Origin of the sequence: Pseudomonas mercuritolerans (assembly GCF_025706525.1) — a bacterium.
In the GTDB taxonomy this organism is placed as follows: Bacteria; Pseudomonadota; Gammaproteobacteria; order Pseudomonadales; family Pseudomonadaceae; genus Aquipseudomonas; species Aquipseudomonas mercuritolerans.
Genome location: NZ_JAMSHA010000012.1, coordinates 88,110 through 107,890, shown reverse-complemented (window position 1 = coordinate 107,890; position 19,781 = coordinate 88,110). Strand labels below are relative to the sequence as shown.

Annotated in this window: 18 protein-coding genes; all 18 read left to right on the top strand. The window is 61.6% G+C overall.

The window, feature by feature from the left end; translation table 11 throughout:
- Window positions 1-58 precede the first annotated feature (58 nt).
- The 18 genes from ND528_RS27210 to ND528_RS27125 all read left to right on the top strand — a co-directional run bounded on the left by ND528_RS27210 (window position 59) and on the right by ND528_RS27125 (window position 19,778).
- Window positions 59-1,411, top strand: a complete 1,353-nt coding sequence (locus tag ND528_RS27210; protein ID WP_016772278.1) for a TolC family outer membrane protein — start codon at window positions 59-61, stop codon at window positions 1,409-1,411.
- 33 nt (window positions 1,412-1,444) lie between these two features.
- Window positions 1,445-3,601 (top strand): type I secretion system permease/ATPase, encoded by a 2,157-nt coding sequence (locus ND528_RS27205; RefSeq protein WP_137215001.1) that lies wholly within the window; start codon window positions 1,445-1,447, stop codon window positions 3,599-3,601.
- Window positions 3,591-4,958 carry an HlyD family type I secretion periplasmic adaptor subunit gene (locus ND528_RS27200; RefSeq protein WP_024011116.1) on the top strand — a complete coding sequence of 456 codons (1,368 nt, stop codon included), beginning with the start codon at window positions 3,591-3,593 and terminating at the stop codon, window positions 4,956-4,958. The genes ND528_RS27205 and ND528_RS27200 overlap by 11 nt, the downstream gene beginning before the upstream one ends.
- 334 nt (window positions 4,959-5,292) lie before the next feature.
- Window positions 5,293-6,189 carry a TauD/TfdA dioxygenase family protein gene (locus ND528_RS27195; RefSeq protein WP_263471661.1) on the top strand — a complete coding sequence of 299 codons (897 nt, stop codon included), beginning with the start codon at window positions 5,293-5,295 and terminating at the stop codon, window positions 6,187-6,189.
- 17 nt (window positions 6,190-6,206) lie between these two features.
- Window positions 6,207-7,067, top strand: a complete 861-nt coding sequence (locus tag ND528_RS27190; protein ID WP_263471660.1) for an ABC transporter ATP-binding protein — start codon at window positions 6,207-6,209, stop codon at window positions 7,065-7,067.
- A 20-nt stretch (window positions 7,068-7,087) separates the two neighbouring features.
- Window positions 7,088-7,954 (top strand): ABC transporter permease, encoded by an 867-nt coding sequence (locus tag ND528_RS27185; protein ID WP_263471659.1) that lies wholly within the window; start codon window positions 7,088-7,090, stop codon window positions 7,952-7,954.
- A 174-nt stretch (window positions 7,955-8,128) separates the two neighbouring features.
- Entirely contained in the window at window positions 8,129-9,046 is a 918-nt protein-coding gene (locus tag ND528_RS27180) for a LysR family transcriptional regulator (RefSeq protein ID WP_263471658.1), read from the top strand.
- A gap of 222 nt (window positions 9,047-9,268) precedes the next feature.
- Complete coding sequence (locus ND528_RS27175; RefSeq protein ID WP_263471657.1) at window positions 9,269-10,807, top strand: MFS transporter; 1,539 nt, start codon at window positions 9,269-9,271, stop codon at window positions 10,805-10,807.
- A 27-nt stretch (window positions 10,808-10,834) separates the two neighbouring features.
- A complete protein-coding gene (locus ND528_RS27170; protein ID WP_110602297.1) occupies window positions 10,835-11,902 on the top strand; it encodes an HlyD family secretion protein in 1,068 nt (355 codons plus the stop codon).
- Window positions 11,899-13,467 carry an efflux transporter outer membrane subunit gene (locus ND528_RS27165; RefSeq protein ID WP_263471656.1) on the top strand — a complete coding sequence of 523 codons (1,569 nt, stop codon included), beginning with the start codon at window positions 11,899-11,901 and terminating at the stop codon, window positions 13,465-13,467. The genes ND528_RS27170 and ND528_RS27165 overlap by 4 nt, the downstream gene beginning before the upstream one ends.
- A 78-nt stretch (window positions 13,468-13,545) precedes the next feature.
- Complete coding sequence (locus ND528_RS27160; RefSeq protein WP_263471655.1) at window positions 13,546-13,791, top strand: DUF2789 domain-containing protein; 246 nt, start codon at window positions 13,546-13,548, stop codon at window positions 13,789-13,791.
- A gap of 89 nt (window positions 13,792-13,880) precedes the next feature.
- A complete protein-coding gene (locus ND528_RS27155; RefSeq protein ID WP_041477418.1) occupies window positions 13,881-14,126 on the top strand; it encodes a type II toxin-antitoxin system Phd/YefM family antitoxin in 246 nt (81 codons plus the stop codon).
- A complete protein-coding gene (locus ND528_RS27150; protein ID WP_130912319.1) occupies window positions 14,116-14,397 on the top strand; it encodes a type II toxin-antitoxin system RelE family toxin in 282 nt (93 codons plus the stop codon). Before ND528_RS27155 ends, ND528_RS27150 begins: the two co-directional genes overlap by 11 nt.
- Before the next feature lie 363 nt (window positions 14,398-14,760).
- Window positions 14,761-15,189: a MarR family winged helix-turn-helix transcriptional regulator gene (locus ND528_RS27145; RefSeq protein WP_016772266.1), complete on the top strand. Its 429-nt coding sequence runs from the start codon at window positions 14,761-14,763 to the stop codon at window positions 15,187-15,189.
- Entirely contained in the window at window positions 15,186-17,249 is a 2,064-nt protein-coding gene (locus ND528_RS27140; RefSeq protein ID WP_263471654.1) for an FUSC family protein, read from the top strand. Before ND528_RS27145 ends, ND528_RS27140 begins: the two co-directional genes overlap by 4 nt.
- On the top strand, window positions 17,246-17,455 hold the full coding sequence (locus ND528_RS27135) for a DUF1656 domain-containing protein (RefSeq protein WP_016772264.1): 210 nt from the start codon (window positions 17,246-17,248) through the stop codon (window positions 17,453-17,455). The genes ND528_RS27140 and ND528_RS27135 overlap by 4 nt, the downstream gene beginning before the upstream one ends.
- The gene (locus ND528_RS27130; RefSeq protein ID WP_076564936.1) at window positions 17,452-18,339 is read left to right on the top strand and encodes an efflux RND transporter periplasmic adaptor subunit; all 888 of its coding nucleotides are present in this window, start codon (window positions 17,452-17,454) and stop codon (window positions 18,337-18,339) included. Before ND528_RS27135 ends, ND528_RS27130 begins: the two co-directional genes overlap by 4 nt.
- A complete protein-coding gene (locus tag ND528_RS27125) occupies window positions 18,336-19,778 on the top strand; it encodes an efflux transporter outer membrane subunit (protein WP_263471653.1) in 1,443 nt (480 codons plus the stop codon). The genes ND528_RS27130 and ND528_RS27125 overlap by 4 nt, the downstream gene beginning before the upstream one ends.
- Window positions 19,779-19,781: the final 3 nt, after the last annotated feature.

Sequence of the window (19,781 nt, the reverse complement as noted above, 5' to 3'; positions counted from 1 at the left end):
ACGCAGCACCACGTTTCTGCTGTGATTCAAGACAAGAAGTTCCGGGAAAATTCCAACCATGCGTTCGCTTTTGCTCCTTGCCGCTCCCTTCGCTCTCGCCGCCTCATTTGTACAAGCACAATCCTTACCAGAAGCCATGCAACAGGCGCTGGATGTCCATCCGGAGATTCAGGCGGGGGTCAATAGTCGATTGGCGGCGGATTATCAGTTAAAGGCTGCGAAAGGGGGATACCTGCCCAAGGTCGATCTGCTCGGCGGTTATGGCCGTGAAGGCACTGACAGTGTGACCACTCGAGCGAACGGTGGAAGCAATCACTGGGAGACGTTGAACCGCAGCGAGTCAAGTTTACGTCTCTCGCAAATGGTTTTTGACGGTTTCGCGACGTCCAACGAAGTTGCGCGTCAACAAGCCAACGTCAGCTCCCGTGCTTACTCACTGCTTGGCACTTCCGAGCGTACTGCACTGACTGTCGCTCAGGTGTATCTGGACGTGCTCACCCGTCGCGAATTCGTCCGTCTGGCCGAGGAGAACCTCAAGAGCCACCAGCGCATCTACGACCAGATCCAGCTGCGCACCCAGCGCGGCGTCGGCAGCGGTGCCGACCTCGATCAGGCCGAAGCGCGCATGGCCCAGGCCCGCAACAACCTGATCACCGAACAGACCAACCTCGCCGACGCGGAAACCAACTTCCTCAGCGCCGTCGGCCAGATGCCCGACCAGCTCGAGCGCCCGGCGCCGTTCATGGCGATGATGCCCGCCAACCTCAATGAAGCCCGCGCGCAGATGCTGGAAAACAGCCCGATCCTGCGTTCCGCCGAGTCGGATATTGCGGCTGCCGAGAAGCAGTTCGCCACCGCCAAATCGACCTTCTACCCGCGCTTCGACGCTGAGCTGGGCCGTACCGCCGATAACGATATCGACGGCCAGAACGGCCACAACAATGAATGGCAGGCCATGCTGCGCATGCGCTTCAACCTGTATTCCGGTGGCAGCAACAAGGCCGATCTGGAATCCAAGTCGTACCTGGCCAACCAGGCGCTTGACATCCGCAACAACGCCCTGCGTCAGTTGAACGAAGAGCTCGGCCTGGCCTGGAACGCCCTGAACAACGCCAACGCACAGGTACCGATCGCTCAGCAATACGTCGATCGCAGCACTTCGGTGCGTACTGCCTACCAGCGTCAATTCAGCCTCGGCGAACGCACCCTGCTGGACTTGCTCGATAGCGAAAACGAGCTGTTCACCGCCTCGCGGCGTCTGGCTGAAATCAAGAACATTCAGTTATTTACTCAATACCGAATCAAGGCGACCATGGGCCAATTGCTCAAAAGCCAGGGAGTGGTCGCGCCGTTGGCATCCGTTGTGCAGAACGACGTGAAGCCCAAGGTCCAGCTGCCTGGGATGAACTGAGTTATCCCTTTCAACTGTTAAAGAGTGTCGAGCGTGGAATCAGAAGTCAGTCGAGTTCAACTCAGCCATGATCCACGCGCGTTGCACGACGATCCGTTGCTGGATGGTCTGCTCGCCCTGTGCATGCTGCACCAGAAGCCTGCCAGTGCGGCGATGCTGACCACCGGCCTGCCGCTGCCCAAACAACGTTTGAGTATCGAGTTGCTGCCGCGCGCAGCAGCTCGCGCCGGCCTGCAGGGGCGGGTGTTGCAGCGCAAGCTCGAAGAAATTCCGGCGATCGCCATGCCCGCGCTGTTGCTGCTCAAGGATGGCCGCAGCGCCGTCCTGCTCGGCTGGCAGGGCGACAACGAAGCACGCGTGCTGCTCAGCGAAAGCGACGGCGGCGAGTCGGTGGTCAGCCGTGAACTGCTGACCGACGATTACACCGGCAAAGTCTTCTTCGCCCAGCCGCAGCACAAATTCGACGTCAACCACGGCACGCTGATCCCGCGCGCACGCTCGTGGTTTCGCGACACCCTCAAGCGTTCGCGCTGGCTCTACGCCGATGCGATCGCCGCGAGTTTCCTGATCAACATCATCGCCATGGCCGCGCCGCTGTTCGTGATGAACGTCTACGACCGCGTGGTGCCGAATCAGGCCGAAGCAACCCTGTGGGTACTGGCGCTGGGCATCACTGGCGCGTACATCTTCGACCTGATCCTCAAGAGCCTGCGCAGTCTGTGCCTGGATCTGGCCGGGAAGAAAACCGACCTGATCATCTCTGCCACGTTGTTCGAGCGCATCGTCGGCATGGCGATGAAATACCGCCCGGCGCGGGTTGGCAGTTTTGCCCAGAACATCCATGAGTTTCAGAGTCTGCGCGACTTTCTCGCCTCGCTGACCCTGACCAGTCTCATCGACCTGCCGTTCACCATCCTGATTTTCATCGTCATCGCCATTCTCGGCGGGCATCTGGTGTGGATCCCGGTGCTGGCGTTCCCGATTGCCCTGTTGATCGGCTACGCCTTGCAGAAGCCGCTGATCGCGACCATGGAGCGCACCATGGCGCTGGGCGCCGAGCGCCAGTCGAGCCTGATCGAAACCCTCGCCGGCCTGGATGCGGTCAAGGTCAACAACGCTGAAAGCGAGCGCCAGTATCAGTGGGAGCAGACCATCGGCACCCTCAGCCGTCTCGAGCTGCGAGTGAAAATGCTCTCCGGCCTGGCGATGAACATCACCTTGCTGATCCAGCAACTGGCCGGGGTGATCATGATCGTCTTCGGCGTGTACCAGATCATCGCCGGCAACCTGAGCATGGGCGGGCTGATTGCCTGCTACATGCTCAGTGGCCGTGCGCTGAGCCCGCTGGCCTCGCTGTCCGGACTGCTCACGCGCTATCAGCAGGCGCGGGTGACCATGACCTCGGTCGACCAGATGATGGAACTGCCCCAGGAGCGCAATTTCGAAGAGCGCCCGCTGAGCCGCAAGGTTTTGCAGGGTGCGATCGAATGCCGTCAGCTCAGCTTCACCTACCCGGACCAGCAGAACCCGGCGCTGAAGAACATCAACCTGGTGATCCGTCCCGGCGAGAAGATCGGCATCATCGGCCGCAGCGGTTCGGGCAAGAGTTCGCTGGCGAAACTGCTGGTGGGCCTGTACCAACCGGACGACGGTGCCTTGCTGGTCGACGGCGTGGACATCCGCCAGATCGACGTCAGCGAACTGCGCTACAACATCGGCTACGTGCCGCAGGACATCCAGCTGCTGTCCGGCACCCTGCGTGACAACCTGGTGTCCGGCGCGCGTTACGTCGAAGACGAGCTGGTGCTGCAAGCCGCCGAACTGGCCGGCGTCCATGAATTCGCTCGTCTGCACCCGCAAGGCTACGAGCTGCAAGTCGGTGAGCGCGGGCAGAACCTTTCTGGCGGCCAGCGGCAGAACGTCGCCCTGGCCCGGGCGCTGTTGCTCAATCCGCCGATTCTGCTGATGGATGAGCCAACCAGTGCGATGGACAACACCGGCGAAGAACGTCTCAAGCAACGCCTCGCAGCAGTGATTGAAAACAAGACCGTGGTGCTGGTCACGCACCGGGCATCGCTGTTGTCGCTGGTCGATCGCCTGCTGGTGATCGATCGCGGGCAGATTCTCGCCGACGGCCCGAAAGCCGCCGTGATGGAAGCGTTGAAGAAGGGGCAGATCAGTGTTGCTTAAGTCCGGTGTCAAGGAGTCGATCCGTCGCTACTTCAAGGGCTCTGCCTCGCTGCAGGGCCAGCCGCTGCCAGAGGTCAACAAGGCGCTGATCGAAGACGCCCCGCGCGTCGTGCGCCTGACCATCTGGGCGATCATCGGCTTCTTCGTGTTCCTCATGCTCTGGGCCAACTTCGCCGTAATCGACGAAGTGACCAAGGGCGACGGCAAGGCGATTCCGTCTTCCAAGATCCAGAAAATCCAGAACCTGGAGGGCGGTATCGTCTCCGAGCTGTTCGTCAAGGAAGGCCAGATCGTCGAGGCCGGCGCGCCGCTGATTCGTCTCGACGACACGCGTTTTGCCTCCAACGTCGGCGAAACCGAGGCTGATCGCCTGTCGATGCTGCTGCGGGTCGAGCGTCTGAGCGCGGAAGTCGATGATCGTCCGCTGAATTTCCCCGAGGACGTACTCAAAGCCGTGCCGGGCCAGGCGAAAAGCGAAGAGTCGCTGTACATCAGCCGCCGTCAGCAGTTGCACGATGAAATCGGCGGCTTGCAGGAGCAGTTGATTCAGCGCCAGCAGGAGCTGCGTGAGTTCAGCTCCAAGCAGGCGCAGTACCGTCAGCAACTCGGCTTGCAGCGTCAGGAAATCAACATGTCCGAGCCGCTGGTGGCGCAGGGCGCGGTCTCGCCAGTGGAAGTGTTGCGCCTCAAGCGTGCCGAAGTGGAAACCCGGGGCCAGCTCGATGCGACCACGCTGGCCATTCCGCGCGCGGAATCGGCGATCAAGGAAGTGCAGCGCAAGATCGACGAAACCCGCGGCAAATTCCGCAGCGAAGCGCTGACCCAGCTCAACGAAGCGCGCACCGATCTGAACAAGGCCCAGGCCACCGGCAAGGCGCTGGAAGACCGCGTCAGCCGTACGCTGGTTACCTCACCCGTGCGGGGTATCGTCAACAAGTTGCTGGTCAACACCATCGGCGGCGTGATCCAGCCGGGCAGCGACATGGTCGAAATCGTGCCGCTGGACGACACCCTGCTGGTCGAAGCCAAGATTCGCCCGCAGGACATTGCCTTCTTGCATCCGGGGCAGGAAGCGATCGTCAAATTCACTGCGTATGACTACACCATTTATGGCGGACTGAAGGCGCAGCTGGAGCAGATCGGTGCGGACACCATCACCGACGAAGACAAGAAAACCACCTACTACGTGATCAAAGTGCGCACCGAGCGCAGCCATCTGGGCACGGATGAAAAGCCACTGCTGATCATCCCGGGGATGGTTGCTTCGGTGGACATCATCACTGGCAAGAAGTCGGTGTTGAGCTATTTGCTCAAGCCGATCATTCGCGCGCGGGCCGAGGCGTTGCACGAGCGCTAGGTCTTCAGCGCTGGTGACGGCCTATTCGCGAGCAGGCTCGCTCCCACAGGAGATTGCATTCCAACTGTGGGAGCGAGCCTGCTCGCGAAGGCGCCCGCTGAGGCGCTACGAAGCTGTCGGTAAGTGACACAAATCGTCACTCCACCCCCTCACCATTCGCCATATCGTTATTCGTTAACGGTATTTAATTTCCAATTCTTATAGCTATAAAGTCACCCTCCTGCGTACCTGCCGATCAATCGGCGCGCCGCACGACCTGAACCGACACGCAATCCAGCGTGAGTGTCTGATCGACGAGCGCGTCCGTGAGCGCGCCGTGCGTGGGAGATGATTGATGTCCGCCGCTACTGCCACCGAAAGCGCCGCAACTGCCGCGCCACAAGTTTTCGAAATTCGCCCCTTCAGCGGTGCCGTCGGCGCCGAGATCGTTGGCCTCGACCTGCGCCGGCCGGTCAATGATCAGGACTTCGCGCGCATTCATCGCGCGCACCTGGATCACCACGTCGTGGTCTTCCGCGATCAGCAGATCACCCCGCAACAGCAAATCGATTTCAGCCGCCGTTTCGGCGTGTTGCAGATCCACGTGCTCAAGCAATTCCTCTTGGCCAATCACCCGGAAATCCTCATCGTTTCCAACATCATCGAGAACGGCCAGAACATCGGTCTCGGTGACGCCGGCAAGTTCTGGCATTCAGATCTCTCCTATAAAGAGCTGCCAAGTCTCGGCTCGATGCTGCACGCCCAGGAGCTGCCCAACGAGGGCGGCGACACGTTGTTTGCCGACATGCACAAAGCCTGGGACGACTTGCCCGCTGCGTTGCACACTGCGGTTGAAGGGCGCTTTGCCGCGCACTCCTACACGGCGCGCTACAGCGAAACCAAGTTCGAAGGCAACTGGCGCCCGACCCTGACCCCGGAACAGCTGGCTCAGGTCGCCGAAGTGGTGCACCCGGTAGTGCGCACTCATCCGGAAAACGGCCGCAAGGCCTTGTTCGTCAGCGAAGGCTTCACCACGCGAATTGTCGGTCTGCCGGAAGACGAAAGTCGTCAGTTGCTCGGCGAACTCTTCGCTCACAGCGTGCTGCCGCAAAACATCTACCGCCATCAGTGGGAACCGCATGACCTGGTGTTCTGGGACAACCGCTCGCTGATCCACCTCGCCGCCGGCTGCCCCGCGCATCTGCGCCGCAAGCTGTATCGCACGACCATTCAGGGCGACGCGCCTTTCTGATTTGCCGGAGATCGATCATGAACGCCCCTTTGCCAGGCCACGCGGCCAGCAACCCGATCGCCCGCAGCGAAGCGTTGTTGGCCGTCGATCATGTCAGCCTTGAATACCGCACGCCGCAACGCGTGGTGCGCGCCACTCATCAAGTCAGTTTCGCCGTCGACCCGGCTGATCGTTTCGTCCTGCTCGGCCCGTCCGGGTGCGGCAAATCCACTCTGCTCAAAGCGGTCGCCGGCTTCATCCAGCCGTGTGAAGGCGAGATTCGTCTGCAAGGGCAGCGCGTCGATGCGCCGGGGCCGGACCGCATTGTGGTGTTCCAGGAATTCGACCAGTTGCCGCCATGGAAAACCGTCAAGCAGAACGTGATGTTCCCGCTGCTCGCCTCGCGCACCTTGAACAAGAAAGACGCGGAAGAACGCGCGCTGCACTACCTGGAAAAGGTCGGCCTCGCTGCGTTCGCCGACGCCTATCCGCACACCTTGTCCGGCGGCATGAAAGCCCGGGTGGCGATCGCCCGGGCGTTGGCCATGCAACCGAAAATCCTCTTAATGGACGAACCCTTCGCTGCACTCGATGCGTTGACCCGCCGCAAGATGCAGGAGGAGTTGCTGCTGCTCTGGGAAGAGGTGCGCTTCACCTTGTTGTTCGTCACTCATTCGATTGAAGAAGCACTAGTGGTGGGCAATCGCATCCTCTTGCTGTCGCCGCATCCGGGGCGGGTGCGCGCCGAAGTGCACAGCCATCAATACGATCTGCACAGCCTCGGTGGCGTGGCATTTCAGGAATCGGCGCGGCGCATTCATCGTCTGCTGTTCGATGAAGGCCAGGCGCCGGAAACCGAGCGTGACCACGACTTCAACGATATTCGCATCGCCTATTGAGCGGCCAGGAGGACTACCCGATGAGCCATTCATCGTCCGTGCGTGAAGAGTTTGAAACCGTGCTCGAGCCGCTGACCGCCGTGCCGGTCGAGCGCGAATTGCCGCTCGGCACACGCCTGTGGCAACAGGGCTGGCTGCGCAAAAGCCTGATCCTGATCGTATTGGCCATCGTCTGGGAAGTGGTCGCGCGGATTCAAAACAACGACTTGATGCTGCCGAGTTTTCTGCAAACCGCACATGCCTTGTTCGACGGGCTGCTCAGTGGCGAGCTGCTGGCCAAGGTGTGGATCTCGCTGGTGGTGCTGATCAAGGGATATCTGATCGGCATCGTCCTCGCGTTCGCCCTGACGACATTGGCGGTCTCGACCCAGTTGGGACGTGATCTGCTCAGCACGATGACTTCGATGTTCAACCCGTTGCCGGCGATTGCCCTGTTGCCGCTGGCGCTGCTCTGGTTCGGATTGGGCCAGAACAGTCTGATTTTCGTGCTGGTGCATTCGGTGCTGTGGGCGCTGGCGCTGAACACCTATGCCGGATTTCTCGGTGTGTCCGAGACGCTGCGCATGGCCGGGCGTAACTATGGCCTCAGGGGATTGCGCCTGGTCTTGTTCATCCTGATCCCGGCGGCGCTGCCTTCGATTCTCGCCGGTTTGAAGATTGGCTGGGCGTTCGCCTGGCGCACCTTGATCGCTGCCGAACTGGTGTTTGGCGCGACCAGTGGCAAGGGCGGGCTGGGCTGGTACATCTTCCAGAATCGCAATGAGCTGTACACCGACAAGGTGTTCGCCGGGTTGGCGGTGGTGATCCTGATTGGTCTGCTGGTGGAGAATCTGGTGTTTGCCACCCTTGAGCGGGTGACCGTCAAGCGCTGGGGTATGCAGCGCTGAGCCCTTCGTTGGCTGGGCCGGCCTCTTCGCGAGCAGGCTCGCTCCCACATGAGCACGCATTCCAAGGTGGGAGCGAGCCTGCTCGCGAAGAGGCCAGCGCTGGCATCGTCACTCTTGAGGGATGTTTGTTAGCATTGCGCCCGGATCAATCCAGATCAGCCAAGAGTGCTCAGCATGCAACTCCCGGACATGAACCTTCTGGTCGCCCTCGATGCGTTGCTCGACGAGGGCAGTGTGGTCGGCGCGGCGCGGCGGATGAACCTCAGCCCGGCGGCCATGAGCCGCACGCTGACGCGGATCCGCGAAGCCATCGGCGATCCGATTCTGGTGCGCGCCGGGCGTGGCCTGGTGCCGACCCCCAAAGCCCTCGAACTGCGCGAACAGGTGCGCGATGTGGTCGAGCAGGCGGCGCTGCTGTTTCGCTCCGCCGACAGCGTCGAGCTGGGCACCTTGCGCCGGCGCTTCAGCATCCGCGCCAATGATTTCTTCGTCGGCGTATACGGCGGCAAGCTGTTCGACACCCTCGACCAGCTCGCTCCGCATTGCGAATTGCGCTTCGTCCCGGAAGGCGACGGCGACGATGAGGCGCTGCGCGAAGGGCGCATCGATCTGAGCGTCAGCAACACCCGGCCGCTCACCCCGGAGGTTAAGGTACAGAACCTGTTCTCCACGCATTTCGTTGGCCTGGTGCGCGAGAATCATCCATTGCTCGATGGCGAAATCACGGCCGAGCGCTACGCCGGTTTTTCCCATATCAGCATGTCGCGCCGTGGCATCGCTCGCGGCCCGATCGACACGGCGTTGAATGCGTTGGGGCTGGAGCGTCGAGTGGCGGTGATCGCGCCGAGTTTCCATGCAGCGATGTTTGCCCTGCCCGACTCCGACCTGATCCTGCCGGCGCCCAAAGAAGCACTGCTCAGCGTGCGGCGGCTGGGCCTGAAACTGCGTTCGTTCGACCTGCCGATTCCGCTGCCCATGCTGATGCTGACCCAGGCCTGGCACCCGCGCTTCGACAAGGACCCGGCCCACCGCTGGCTGCGTGAAACCCTTAAGACCTGCTGCGATGAAACGTGGCTGGCGGCACAGCCATAAATCATCAGACACCATCGAATCCTGTGGGAGCGAGCCTGCTCGCGAAGGCGTCGAATCAGTCACCTCAATGGCGACTGGTCCACCGCTTTCGCGAGCAGGCTCGCTCCCACATATGCATTTATCGTTGTGTCTGATGCACTTATAACCTGCCAATAAGTCAATTTTCGTCAGCATCAAGCCCCACTAAAATGCTCCGGTATTTCACCCCGGAGCTTTTCATTCATGACATCCCTGACGGTCTCGGCGCCTCTCGCCGCGACCAGCCCGGCGACGGCGGCTGCGCCTCCGGTGTTCGGGGCGCGGATCATCATTGGTCTGGTCGGCGTGCTGTTGGCCGTGCTGGTCTCGGGCCTCAACGAGATGGTCACCAAAGTCGCACTCGCCGACATTCGCGGCGCGCTGCACATCGGTTACGACGAAGGCACCTGGCTGGTCGCCAGCTACACGGCGACGTCGGTCGCGGCCATGGCCTTCGCGCCGTGGTGCTCGGTGACCTTCTCGCTGCGTCGCTTCACGCTGTGCGCCATCGGTCTGTTTACCTTGCTCGGGGTGCTGTGCCCGTTCGCCCCGAACTACGAAAGTCTGCTGCTGATGCGCATCCTCCAAGGCCTCGCCGGTGGTGCATTGCCGCCGATGCTGATGACCGTCGCACTGCGCTTTCTCCCAGCGAACATCAAACTGTACGGACTGGCCGGCTACGCACTGACCGCGACTTTCGGCCCGGGACTCGGCACGCCGCTGGCCGGCCTGTGGACTGAATACGTCGGCTGGCAGTGGACGTTCTGGCAGATCATCGTGCCGTGCCTGATCGCCATGGCCGCAGTGGCTTACGGATTGCCCCAGGATCCGCTGCGGCTGGAACGTCTCAAGACGTTCAACTGGAAAGGCCTGCTGCTGGGCTTTCCGGCGATCTGCATGCTGGTGATCGGTTTGTTGCAGGGCAATCGACTGGACTGGTTCGAGTCGAATCTGATCTGTGGATTACTCGGTGCCGGTTCGCTGCTGCTGGTGGCTTTCATGATCAATGAATGGTCGCAGCCGATTCCGTTTTTCAAGCTGCAGATGCTCGGCATCCGCAACCTGTTGTTCGCCTTGATCACCCTCGCCGGGGTGTTGATCGTGCTGCTGGCGGTGGTGCTGATTCCGTCGAGTTATCTGGCGCAGGTGCAGGGTTATCGCCCGGCGCAAACCGCGCCGATCATGCTCATCGCCGCATTGCCGCAGCTGATTGCGCTGCCGTTGGTGGCAGCGCTGTGCAATTTGCGCTGGGTCGATTGCCGCTGGGTGCTCGGCATTGGTCTGAGCATGCTCGCGCTGTCCTGCCTGGGCGGTTCGCACCTGACTTCGGCGTGGATTCGCGACGATTTCTACGTCCTGCAATGGCTGCAGATTTTCGGCCAGCCGATGGCGGTGTTGCCGCTGCTGATGTTGTCGACCGGCAGTATCACGCCGATGGAAGGGCCGTTCGCGTCGGCGTGGTTCAACACCGTCAAAGGCCTTGCCGCCGTGGTTGCCACCGGCGTCATCGAAGCGCTGACCACCGCGCGCCTGCATTTCCATTCGACCATGTTGGTCGACAGCCTCGGCAATTCGCCGCTGGCCGATCACAGCGACCCGGGCCTCGCTCACCGCGTGCACGAGCAGGCGTTGGTGCTGACTTCGTCCGATCTCTACGTATGCATGGCCGGCGTTGCCGTGGCGTTGATTCTGCTGATTTTCTGGCTGCCAACGCGGATTTATCCGCCGCGCGCGCCGACCTGATCGCTGTACTGAAACTGAAGGTTTTTTATGACTCAATCCAAGCAAAAACTCGCGGTGGCCGTGGCTGCCGCGCTGGCGGTGGGCGTGCTGGTGTACCTGGCGATGCCCGGGCTGTTCGGCCAACGCACCGAGCAAACCACCAATGACGCCTTCGTCTCCGCCGACTACACGCTGGTGGTGCCGCGCGTGGCCGGGTTCATCAAGCAGGTGCTGGTCGAAGACAACCAGCAGGTCAAGGCCGGGCAATTGTTGGCGCTGATCGATGACCGTGATTTGCGCGCAGCGGCGGAAGCGGCGGACGCGCAAACCCTGGTCGCGCGGGCGCAATTGCAGAACGCCAACGCGACTCTCGAGCGGCAGGCTTCGCTGATTGCTCAGGCGCAGGCCACCGTGGTCTCGGCCAAAGCGGAAATGGCTTTTGCGCAGCAGGAACTGAACCGCTACAACCATCTCGCCGGTGTCGGCGCTGGCACCGTGCAGAACGCGCAGCAGGCGCGCACGCGCATCGATCAGGCCTCGGCGCGCCTCGACACCGCGACGGCGAAACTGGCGGCCGAACGCAAACAAGTCGAAATCCTCACTGCCCAGCGCAACGCCGCCGACGGCAATCTGAAACACGCGCAGGCTGCGCTGGAGATTGCCAGTTTCAACTTGTCCTACACGCGTATCACCGCGCCGCAGGACGGCATGATCGGAGAGCGTGCGGTGCGCGTCGGCGCCTACGTCACGCCGGGCAGCAAACTGTTGGCGGTGGTGCCGTTGCAGCAGGCCTATGTGGTGGCCAATTTTCAGGAAACCCAGTTGACCGATGTGCAGCCCGGGCAGGATGTGCAAGTCCGAGTGGATAGTCTCGGTGGCGAAGCCCTGACCGGCCGCGTCGAGAGTATTGCGCCGGCAACTGGCGTGACCTTTGCGGCGGTGAAACCGGATAACGCCACCGGTAATTTCACCAAGGTTGTGCAACGGATTCCGGTGAAGATCGTGCTGGAACCGGGCCAGCCACTGGCTGAGCGCTTGCGGGTGGGAATGTCGGTGGAGGCGAGTATTGATACCGCCAGCTCAAAGGCGTCCGGGCGCGAGGTGACGCAGCGATGATCGGTGTTGAATCGGCTGCCGCCTTCGCGAGCAGGCTCGCTCCCACATTGTGTAATGCGTTCTCCCTGTGGGAGCGAGCCTGCACGCGAAAAAGCCAGTGGCAGCAGCTAACCTTCAGTGCCTTGCTCACAATGAGTCTCACCGCCTGCACCGTCGGCCCGGACTTCCAGAAACCCGAAACCAGGCAGCCGGCCGACTGGGCCAAACCCGCCCGGTCCGCCCCGAGCCAGGCCGTCAGCGAACCCTTGAACGAACGCTGGTGGGAAACCTTCCACGACCCGCAGCTGTCCGCGCTGACCCAGCGCGCACTGAACAGCAACCTCGACCTGCAACTGGCCAGCAGCCGTCTGCAACAAAGCCGCGCCGCGCGCCAGGTAATCACCGCCGAACGTTATCCGAACAGCACCGCCAGCGGCAGCTACGCACGCAAACGCAACAGCGGCGAAGGCTTGAACGATCCGTCGGGGAATAAAGGTGATTCGGCCTTTAACCTGTGGGATGCCGGTTTCTCGGCGTCATGGGAACTGGATTTCTGGGGCCGCGTGCGCCGTGAAACCGAAGCCGCTGATGCCAATCTCGAAGTGGCAGAAAATGATCGTCGCGGTGTGCTGCTGACGGTGCTTACCGACACCGCGCAAAACTACATTCAGCTGCGCGGCGTGCAGAACACCCGCGCCGTCACCGAGCAGAACCTCGACGTCGCCCGCCACAGCCTGAAACTCTCGCAGCTGCGGCTGGCCGATGGTGTGGCGACCGACCTGGACGTCGCCGAAGCCGCCGCGCAAGTCGCCGCCATCGAGGCACGGCTGCCGGCACTCGAGCAGCGTCAGGCGCAACTGATCAACGCGATCAGTCTGCTGATGGGCGAACCGCCGCAGGCCCTCGCTCAAGCGTTATCCACAGACGCGGCAGTGCCGCAGTCGCCACTGCAAGTCGCCATCGGCCTGCCGTCGCAATTGGCCGAACGTCGTCCGGATATCCGCCAGGCCGAGGCGCGTCTGCACGCCGCCACCGCCAACATCGGTGTGGCCAAGGGTGGTTTCTATCCGCGCATCACCCTGTCCGGCAACCTCGGTTCACAGGCCATGCAACTGAGTGATTTCGGTTCATGGGGCTCGCGCGCCTTTGCCATCGGCCCGCAATTCAGCCTGCCGTTGTTCGACGGCGGACGCCTGCGCGGCATGCTCCAATTGCGTGAAGCCCAACAGCAGGAAGCGGCCATCGCCTACCAGCAGACCGTGCTGCGTGCCTGGCATGAAATCGACGACCAACTGACCGCCTACAACGCCAGCCAGCGCCGGCGCGACAGCCTCGCCGAAGCCGTGCGCCAGAACCAGATCGCCCTGCGCACCGCGCAACAGCAATACGTCGAAGGCGTGGTCGATTTCGTCAACGTCCTCACCGTGCAGAGCGCCTTGCTCGCCACGCAGGAACAATGGGTGGAAAGCTCGACCGGCGTTTCCCTGGCGATGGTCGGTTTATACAAGGCGCTGGGCGGCGGATGGCAATCGGTCTATCCGGCAGCGCAACTGGCCGCAGGCTCGCCGGACGTCGCCAGACCCTGAACCCACGGCGACAGCTATGCTCAACTCCACTGCAGCAAACGGCGTGACGCCGGACCTGAATTGCAGAGGAGTTGCATCATGGAAAATCCGCAGCACAGCCTCCCGGCCCTGTTCAAACAACTCGGCCTCGCCGACGATCCGACCGGCATCGACCAATTCATTGTTACCCATTCGCCGCTCAAGCCGGATCTGCATCTGGCTGACGCGTTTTTCTGGACGGCAGGTCAGGCGCAGTTTCTGCGTGAGGAGATTCTCGACGATGCGGATTGGGCGGAGGTGGTGGATCAGTTGAATGTGATGTTGCGTAAGGGGCGGGTGGGGTGATCATCGCGAAGTTGTATCCTCGTTGAACGCCACAGTTGTCCGCATGGCATAAATAGACCAAAATCACGTCCTAATTTGAGGTTCTTATTATGCAAAGCGTTCTCGCCGATATGGCTGTCAGTGTCTCTGAATTAAAGAAAAATCCTACTGCCGTGTTGAACGGTGCACATGGGGGGGCCGTCGCTGTCCTCAACCACAATCGCGTCATGGGCTATATGGTGCCGGCCGAAGTTTATGAAGCAATGATGGAGCGGCTTGATGATCTTGAGCTGGCTGACATTGTTCGTTCGCGCCTCCACGAAACGCCCATTTCGGTAAGCCTGGATGACTTATAAGCTTGAGTTTCTGCCGTCTGCGCACAAAGAGTGGAACAAGCTGGGTCATACATTGCGTGAGCAATTCAAAAAGAAGCTGGGTGAGAGGCTGAAGCTTCCCAGAATCCCGGCTGACGCACTCCACGGCATGCCCGACTGCTACAAAATCAAACTCAAAGCCTCGGGGTATCGATTGGTTTACCAAGTCATCGACGAACGAGTCGTGGTTTCCGTGCTAGCGGTTGGCAAGCGCGAACGCAGCAGTGTTTACGATACTGCCAAGAACCGTTGAACGAGCCCCCGCTTTATTCAAATGGCCGATGTTTGTCGATGAGATTCTTGAGTGACCGGACTGGGCCGCCAACGTGTGGGATCAGTTGATGTATCGTCTGGCATGAGGCGCAGCATGTAAAAAAAATTGCGCGAAAAGGCTCAGATGTAAAAAAAACCTTCTTACTGTAAAAAAAATTTGGTTCTGTCCGTCGCATTAGATTTTTTCTTCGAAAAATTACAAATCCAACTCGTGGTACGCCTCGGCCAAGCGTGGGGAGATTTGTTTCAAAACTTGACTGAAATTCCCCTCCAATGCGATATTGATAGTTAGCAAACTAACAGTGTCCGTTATCCCGTGTCCGATTCCCTCGACAGTCTCCAGATGAACATCAGCAGCGCCATGGTGGTGGCCGCCCGGCATTGGCGGAAGATCTGCCAGACCACGCTGGTCAACTATGGAATTTCCGAAGCCTGCGCCGTGCCCTTGTTGATGATCGGCCGCTTGGGCGAGGGCGTGCGTCAGGTGCAAGTCGCCCAGGCCGCGGGGATGGAGAGTCCTTCGCTGGTGCGCTTGCTCGATCAGCTGTGCCATGCCGGTTACGTCTGTCGCACCGAAGATGCCCAGGATCGGCGCGCCAAGTGCCTGAGCCTGACCGACACCGGTCGCGAGCTGGTGCAGGCGGTGGAGGCCGAGTTGGTGCGCCTGCGCCACGAAGTGCTGGAAGGCATCGAGCGCAGCGATCTGGAAGCTACGCTTCGGGTACTGAGGGCTTTTGAGGCGGCGAGTTCGCCTGTGGTGGTCAATTCTTGAACGGTTTTTTCACTGGCATGCCGCCGGCCCGTGACTGGTTTTACGGGGTCCGTACTTTTGCAGCGTCGATGATTGCGCTGTACATCGCCTTGCTCATGCAAATGCCGCGTCCGTATTGGGCGATGGCCACGGTGTACATCGTCTCCAGCCCGTTTCTCGCCCCGACCAGTTCCAAAGCGCTCTACCGCGCGGCGGGCACTTTTCTCGGCGCGGCGGCGGCGGTGCTGTTCGTGCCGATGTTCGTGCAGAGCCCCTATGTGCTGGTGGTAGTCATTGCTTTGTGGACCGGCATCTTGTTGTTCATGTCCCTGCATCTGCGCACGGCCAACAGTTATGCGCTGATGCTGGCCGGCTACACCTTGCCGCTGATTGCCCTGCCGGTGGTCGATAATCCGCTGGCGGTGTGGGACGTGGCCGAGGCTCGTACCGAAGAGATTTTCCTTGGCATCGCCGTCGCTGCGGTGGTCGGTGCGATGTTCTGGCCGCGTCGGCTGGCGCCGGTGTTCAACGATGCCGTGAGCAAGTGGTTCGCCGATGCGACGAGCTACAGCCTGAAGTTTCTCAGCCGCGATGTGCAGCCGGAAGAAGTCACCGCGCTGCGCATGGCCATGGTCGCCAACTTCAACAGCCTCGAATTGATGATCGGCCAGTTGCCCCACGAAGGCGCGCGGCCACAGACCGTGCGCAATACCAAGGAACTGCGCGGGCGGATGATTCACCTGCTGCCAGTGATCGATGCCCTTGAGGATTCCCTATACGCCCTCGAACGCCGCACCCCGGAACTGGTGGAAAAATTCCAGCCGTTGCTGACCGCGACCCGTGAATGGCTGGGCCACGCAGACGCCAACCTCGAGCGCTGGCAAGCACTGAGAGATCAACTCGACGCGCTGCAACCGAGCGCCGAAGCGCTGGAGGAGCGCAAACAGTTGCTGTTCTCCAATGCGATCTACCGCCTCGGTGAGTTCATCGATCTGTGGCAGGACTGTCGCAGCCTGCAGGATGCGATTCTGTGCGAGCGCCAGGACAGCTGGCGCGCGGTGTATCGGCACTGGCGCCTGGGCCGGTTGACGCCGTTCATCGATCGCGGGCTGATGCTCTACTCGGTGACCTCGACCATTCTGGCGATCATCGTTGCTTCGGTGCTGTGGATCCTGCTCGGCTGGCCGGACGGCGGCAGTGCGGTGATCCTGGCGGCGGTGGCGTGCAGCTTCTTCGCCTCGATGGACGACCCGGCGCCGCAGATCTATCGGTTCTTTTTCTGGACCGGGATGTCGGTGCTGTTCGCCAGCCTTTATCTGTTTCTGATTCTGCCCAACCTGCACGACTTCCCGATGCTGGTGCTGGCGTTTGCCGTGCCGTTCATTTGCATCGGCACGCTGACGGTGCAGCCGCGTTTCTACCTCGGCATGCTGCTGACGCTGGTCAATACCTCGTCGTTCATCAGTATTCAGGGTGCATACGACGCGGACTTTTTCGCCTTTGCCAACTCCAACCTCGCCGGGCCGCTGGGGCTGTTGTTCGCTTTCATCTGGACGCTGGTGGCGCGACCGTTCGGCGCCGAACTGGCGGCCAAACGCCTGACCCGATTCAGCTGGAAAGACATCGTCAGCATGACCGAGCCGGCCAGCCTCGCCGAGCATCGGCAGTTGGGTGTGCAGTTGCTCGATCGGTTGATGCAGCACCTGCCGCGTCTGGCCCTGACCGGTCAGGACACCGGCATCGCCATGCGCGAAGTGCGTGTCGGTCTGAATATGCTCGATCTGCTTGCCTACACCCCGCGCGTCACTGGCGTGCCAAACGCCCTGCTGCGACAAGTGGTGAGCGAGGTCGGCGAGTATTTTCGCGCGTGCCTCAAAGCCGACAAACGCCTGCCGGCACCGAGCGGTCTGCTGATGACACTCGATCGTACCCGCCGAGCGCTGAACGGCCAGGGCGACGATGAAACCCGTCGACACCTGTTGCACGCCTTGAGCGGTCTGCGTCTGGCCTTGCTGCCCGGCGTCGAGTTCGTCTCCAGCGCCGAGCCCGAAGAACCGCTGCCCGATGGAGCGCCCCTATGATCGGTGATCTGGATATCAGCGGCATCTTCCTGCCGACCCTGCTGGTGCTGATGGGCATCACTTACGTGCTGTTTTTGTTGGTGCATGGCGTGCTGCAACGCCTGCACTTTTACCGTCTGGTCTGGCACCGGGCATTGTTCAACGTGGCGCTCTACGCCGTGCTGCTGTACGGCGTGGACTCACTCAGTCGATACCTGATGACATGAAAAAACCGTTTCTGACCATCGGTCGCGTGGTCCTGACCCTGCTGATCGTGACTTTTGCCGTTGTCCTCGTCTGGCGCATGGTGATGTATTACATGTTCGCGCCGTGGACCCGCGACGGCCACATTCGCGCCGACATCATCCAGATCGCCCCGGACGTGTCCGGGCTGATCCAGCAGGTCGAGGTAAAGGACAACCAGTTGATCAAGCGTGGCCAGGTGCTGTTCAGCATTGACCAGGATCGCTTCAAACTGGCCCTGCGTCAGGCCAAGGCCGCCGTTGCCGATCGCCAGGAAACCCTCGCCCAGGCCCAGCGTGAAGCCAAGCGTAACCGTGGCCTCGGCAATCTGGTGCCGGCCGAACAGCTGGAAGAAAGCCAGTCGCGCGTCGCCCGTGCACAGTCGGCATTGGCCGAAGCCTTGGTGGCGGTCGATAGTGCGCAGCTCAACCTTGATCGCTCGGTGATCCGCAGCCCGGTCGACGGTTACGTCAACGACCGCGCGCCGCGTCCGCAGGAATTCGTCACCGCCGGCCGTCCGGTGTTGTCGGTGGTCGACAGCAACTCCTTCCACATCGACGGCTATTTTGAAGAAACCAAACTCGACGGCATCCACGTCGGGCAATCGGTGGATATTCGCGTGATCGGTGACCGCGCCAGGTTGCGCGGGCATGTCGAAAGCATCGTCGCCGGCATCGAAGACCGCGACCGCACCAGCGGCAGCAACCTGCTGCCCAACGTCAACCCGGCGTTCAGTTGGGTACGTCTGGCGCAGCGGATTCCGGTGCGCATCGCTTTTGATGAGGTGCCGGCCGACTTCCGCATGATCGCCGGGCGTACCGCCACTGTGTCGATCATCGACGATCAGCATGAGGAGCCGCAGCCATGAGCAGGGCCTGGTTGATCGCCGGGTTGGGCGTGATGCTCTCGGCCTGTCAGATGGTCGGCCCGGATTATCAGCTGCCCACCGACGCGGCGGTGCAGCGCAAGGACATTCAGGGCGAGCTGGCAGTCGCCGGCAAACCGGTAATCTCGGCGCCGGTGCCGGCGGACTGGTGGCGGCTGTATAAAGACCCGCGCCTCGATCAACTGGTGCAGCAGGCCATGGCGTCCAACACCGATTTGCGTGTAGCGGCGGCGAACCTGTCGCGGGCACGTGCTCAGGTGGATGAAGCCGAGGCCGCTGGCGGCTGGAGCGGCGGGGTGAAAATGGGCGCGCAACGTTTGCAGGAATCCGGTCAGGCGTTCCTGCTGCCGGAGAAAGTCCCGGTGGCCAACATTGCCGATATCGGCATCAGCGCTTCGTACCAGTTCGACCTGTGGGGCACTCTGCAACGCGGCATCGAAGCGGCCAAAGCCAATGCCGATGCGACTCAGGCTGCTGCCGATACCGCACGCATCACTTTGGTGGCGGACGTGGTTCGTGCTTACACCCAGGTCTGCGCTGCCAACGAAGAGCGGGAAATCGCCGAGCACTCTCTCGACCTGCAATCGCAGAGCACCACGCTGATCCAGCGTCTGCGTGACGCCGGACGGGGCGACGAGACTCAGGTCACCCGTTCGCAGACCCAATTCAAATCCCTGCGCGCCGACTTGCCGCGCTATGAAGCAGCGCGTCAGGCCGGGCTGTTCCGTCTGTCGATGCTGCTGGCCAAACCGGTCGAGCAATTGCCAGCGGGCACGGCCAGTTGCGCTGAGTTGCCGAAGATCGCGCAACTGGTGCCGGTCGGTGACGGCGCTGCGCTGCTCAAGCGCCGCCCGGATATTCGTCAGGCCGAGCGGCGTCTTGCAGCGGCAACCGCCGGCATCGGCATCGCCACCGGCGAGCTGTACCCGGACATCAGCATCGGTGCGACCATCGGCACCGTCGGCATCATTGATGACCTTGGCGACCCGTCGACCAACCGCTGGGGCTTTGGCCCGTCGCTGAGCTGGAAAGTACCGACCAACGGCGCCCGTGCGCGCATTCGTGAAGCCGAGGCCAACACTCAAGGCGCGCTGGCGCATTTCGACGGCGTGGTGCTCAACGCCATCCGCGAAACGCAGACCGGTCTGGCCCAGTACAGCGCGCTGCTGCAACGCCGCGATGCGCTGGCTGAAGCCGAGCAGTCGGCCAAGCTCGCCGCCGAGCAGACGCACCGCTTCTTCCAGGCCGGCCGCGAGTCGTTCCTTGCCGACCTGCAAGCAACCCGCACCTACACCGATGTCACCGCGCAACTGGCCGCCGCCAACACCCAGGTCGCGATGAGTCAGATCGATTTGTTCCTCGCCCTGGGCGGTGGCTGGGAAAGCGGACGAACGCACACCTCGGGCGCCAGCAAACCCTGAGGC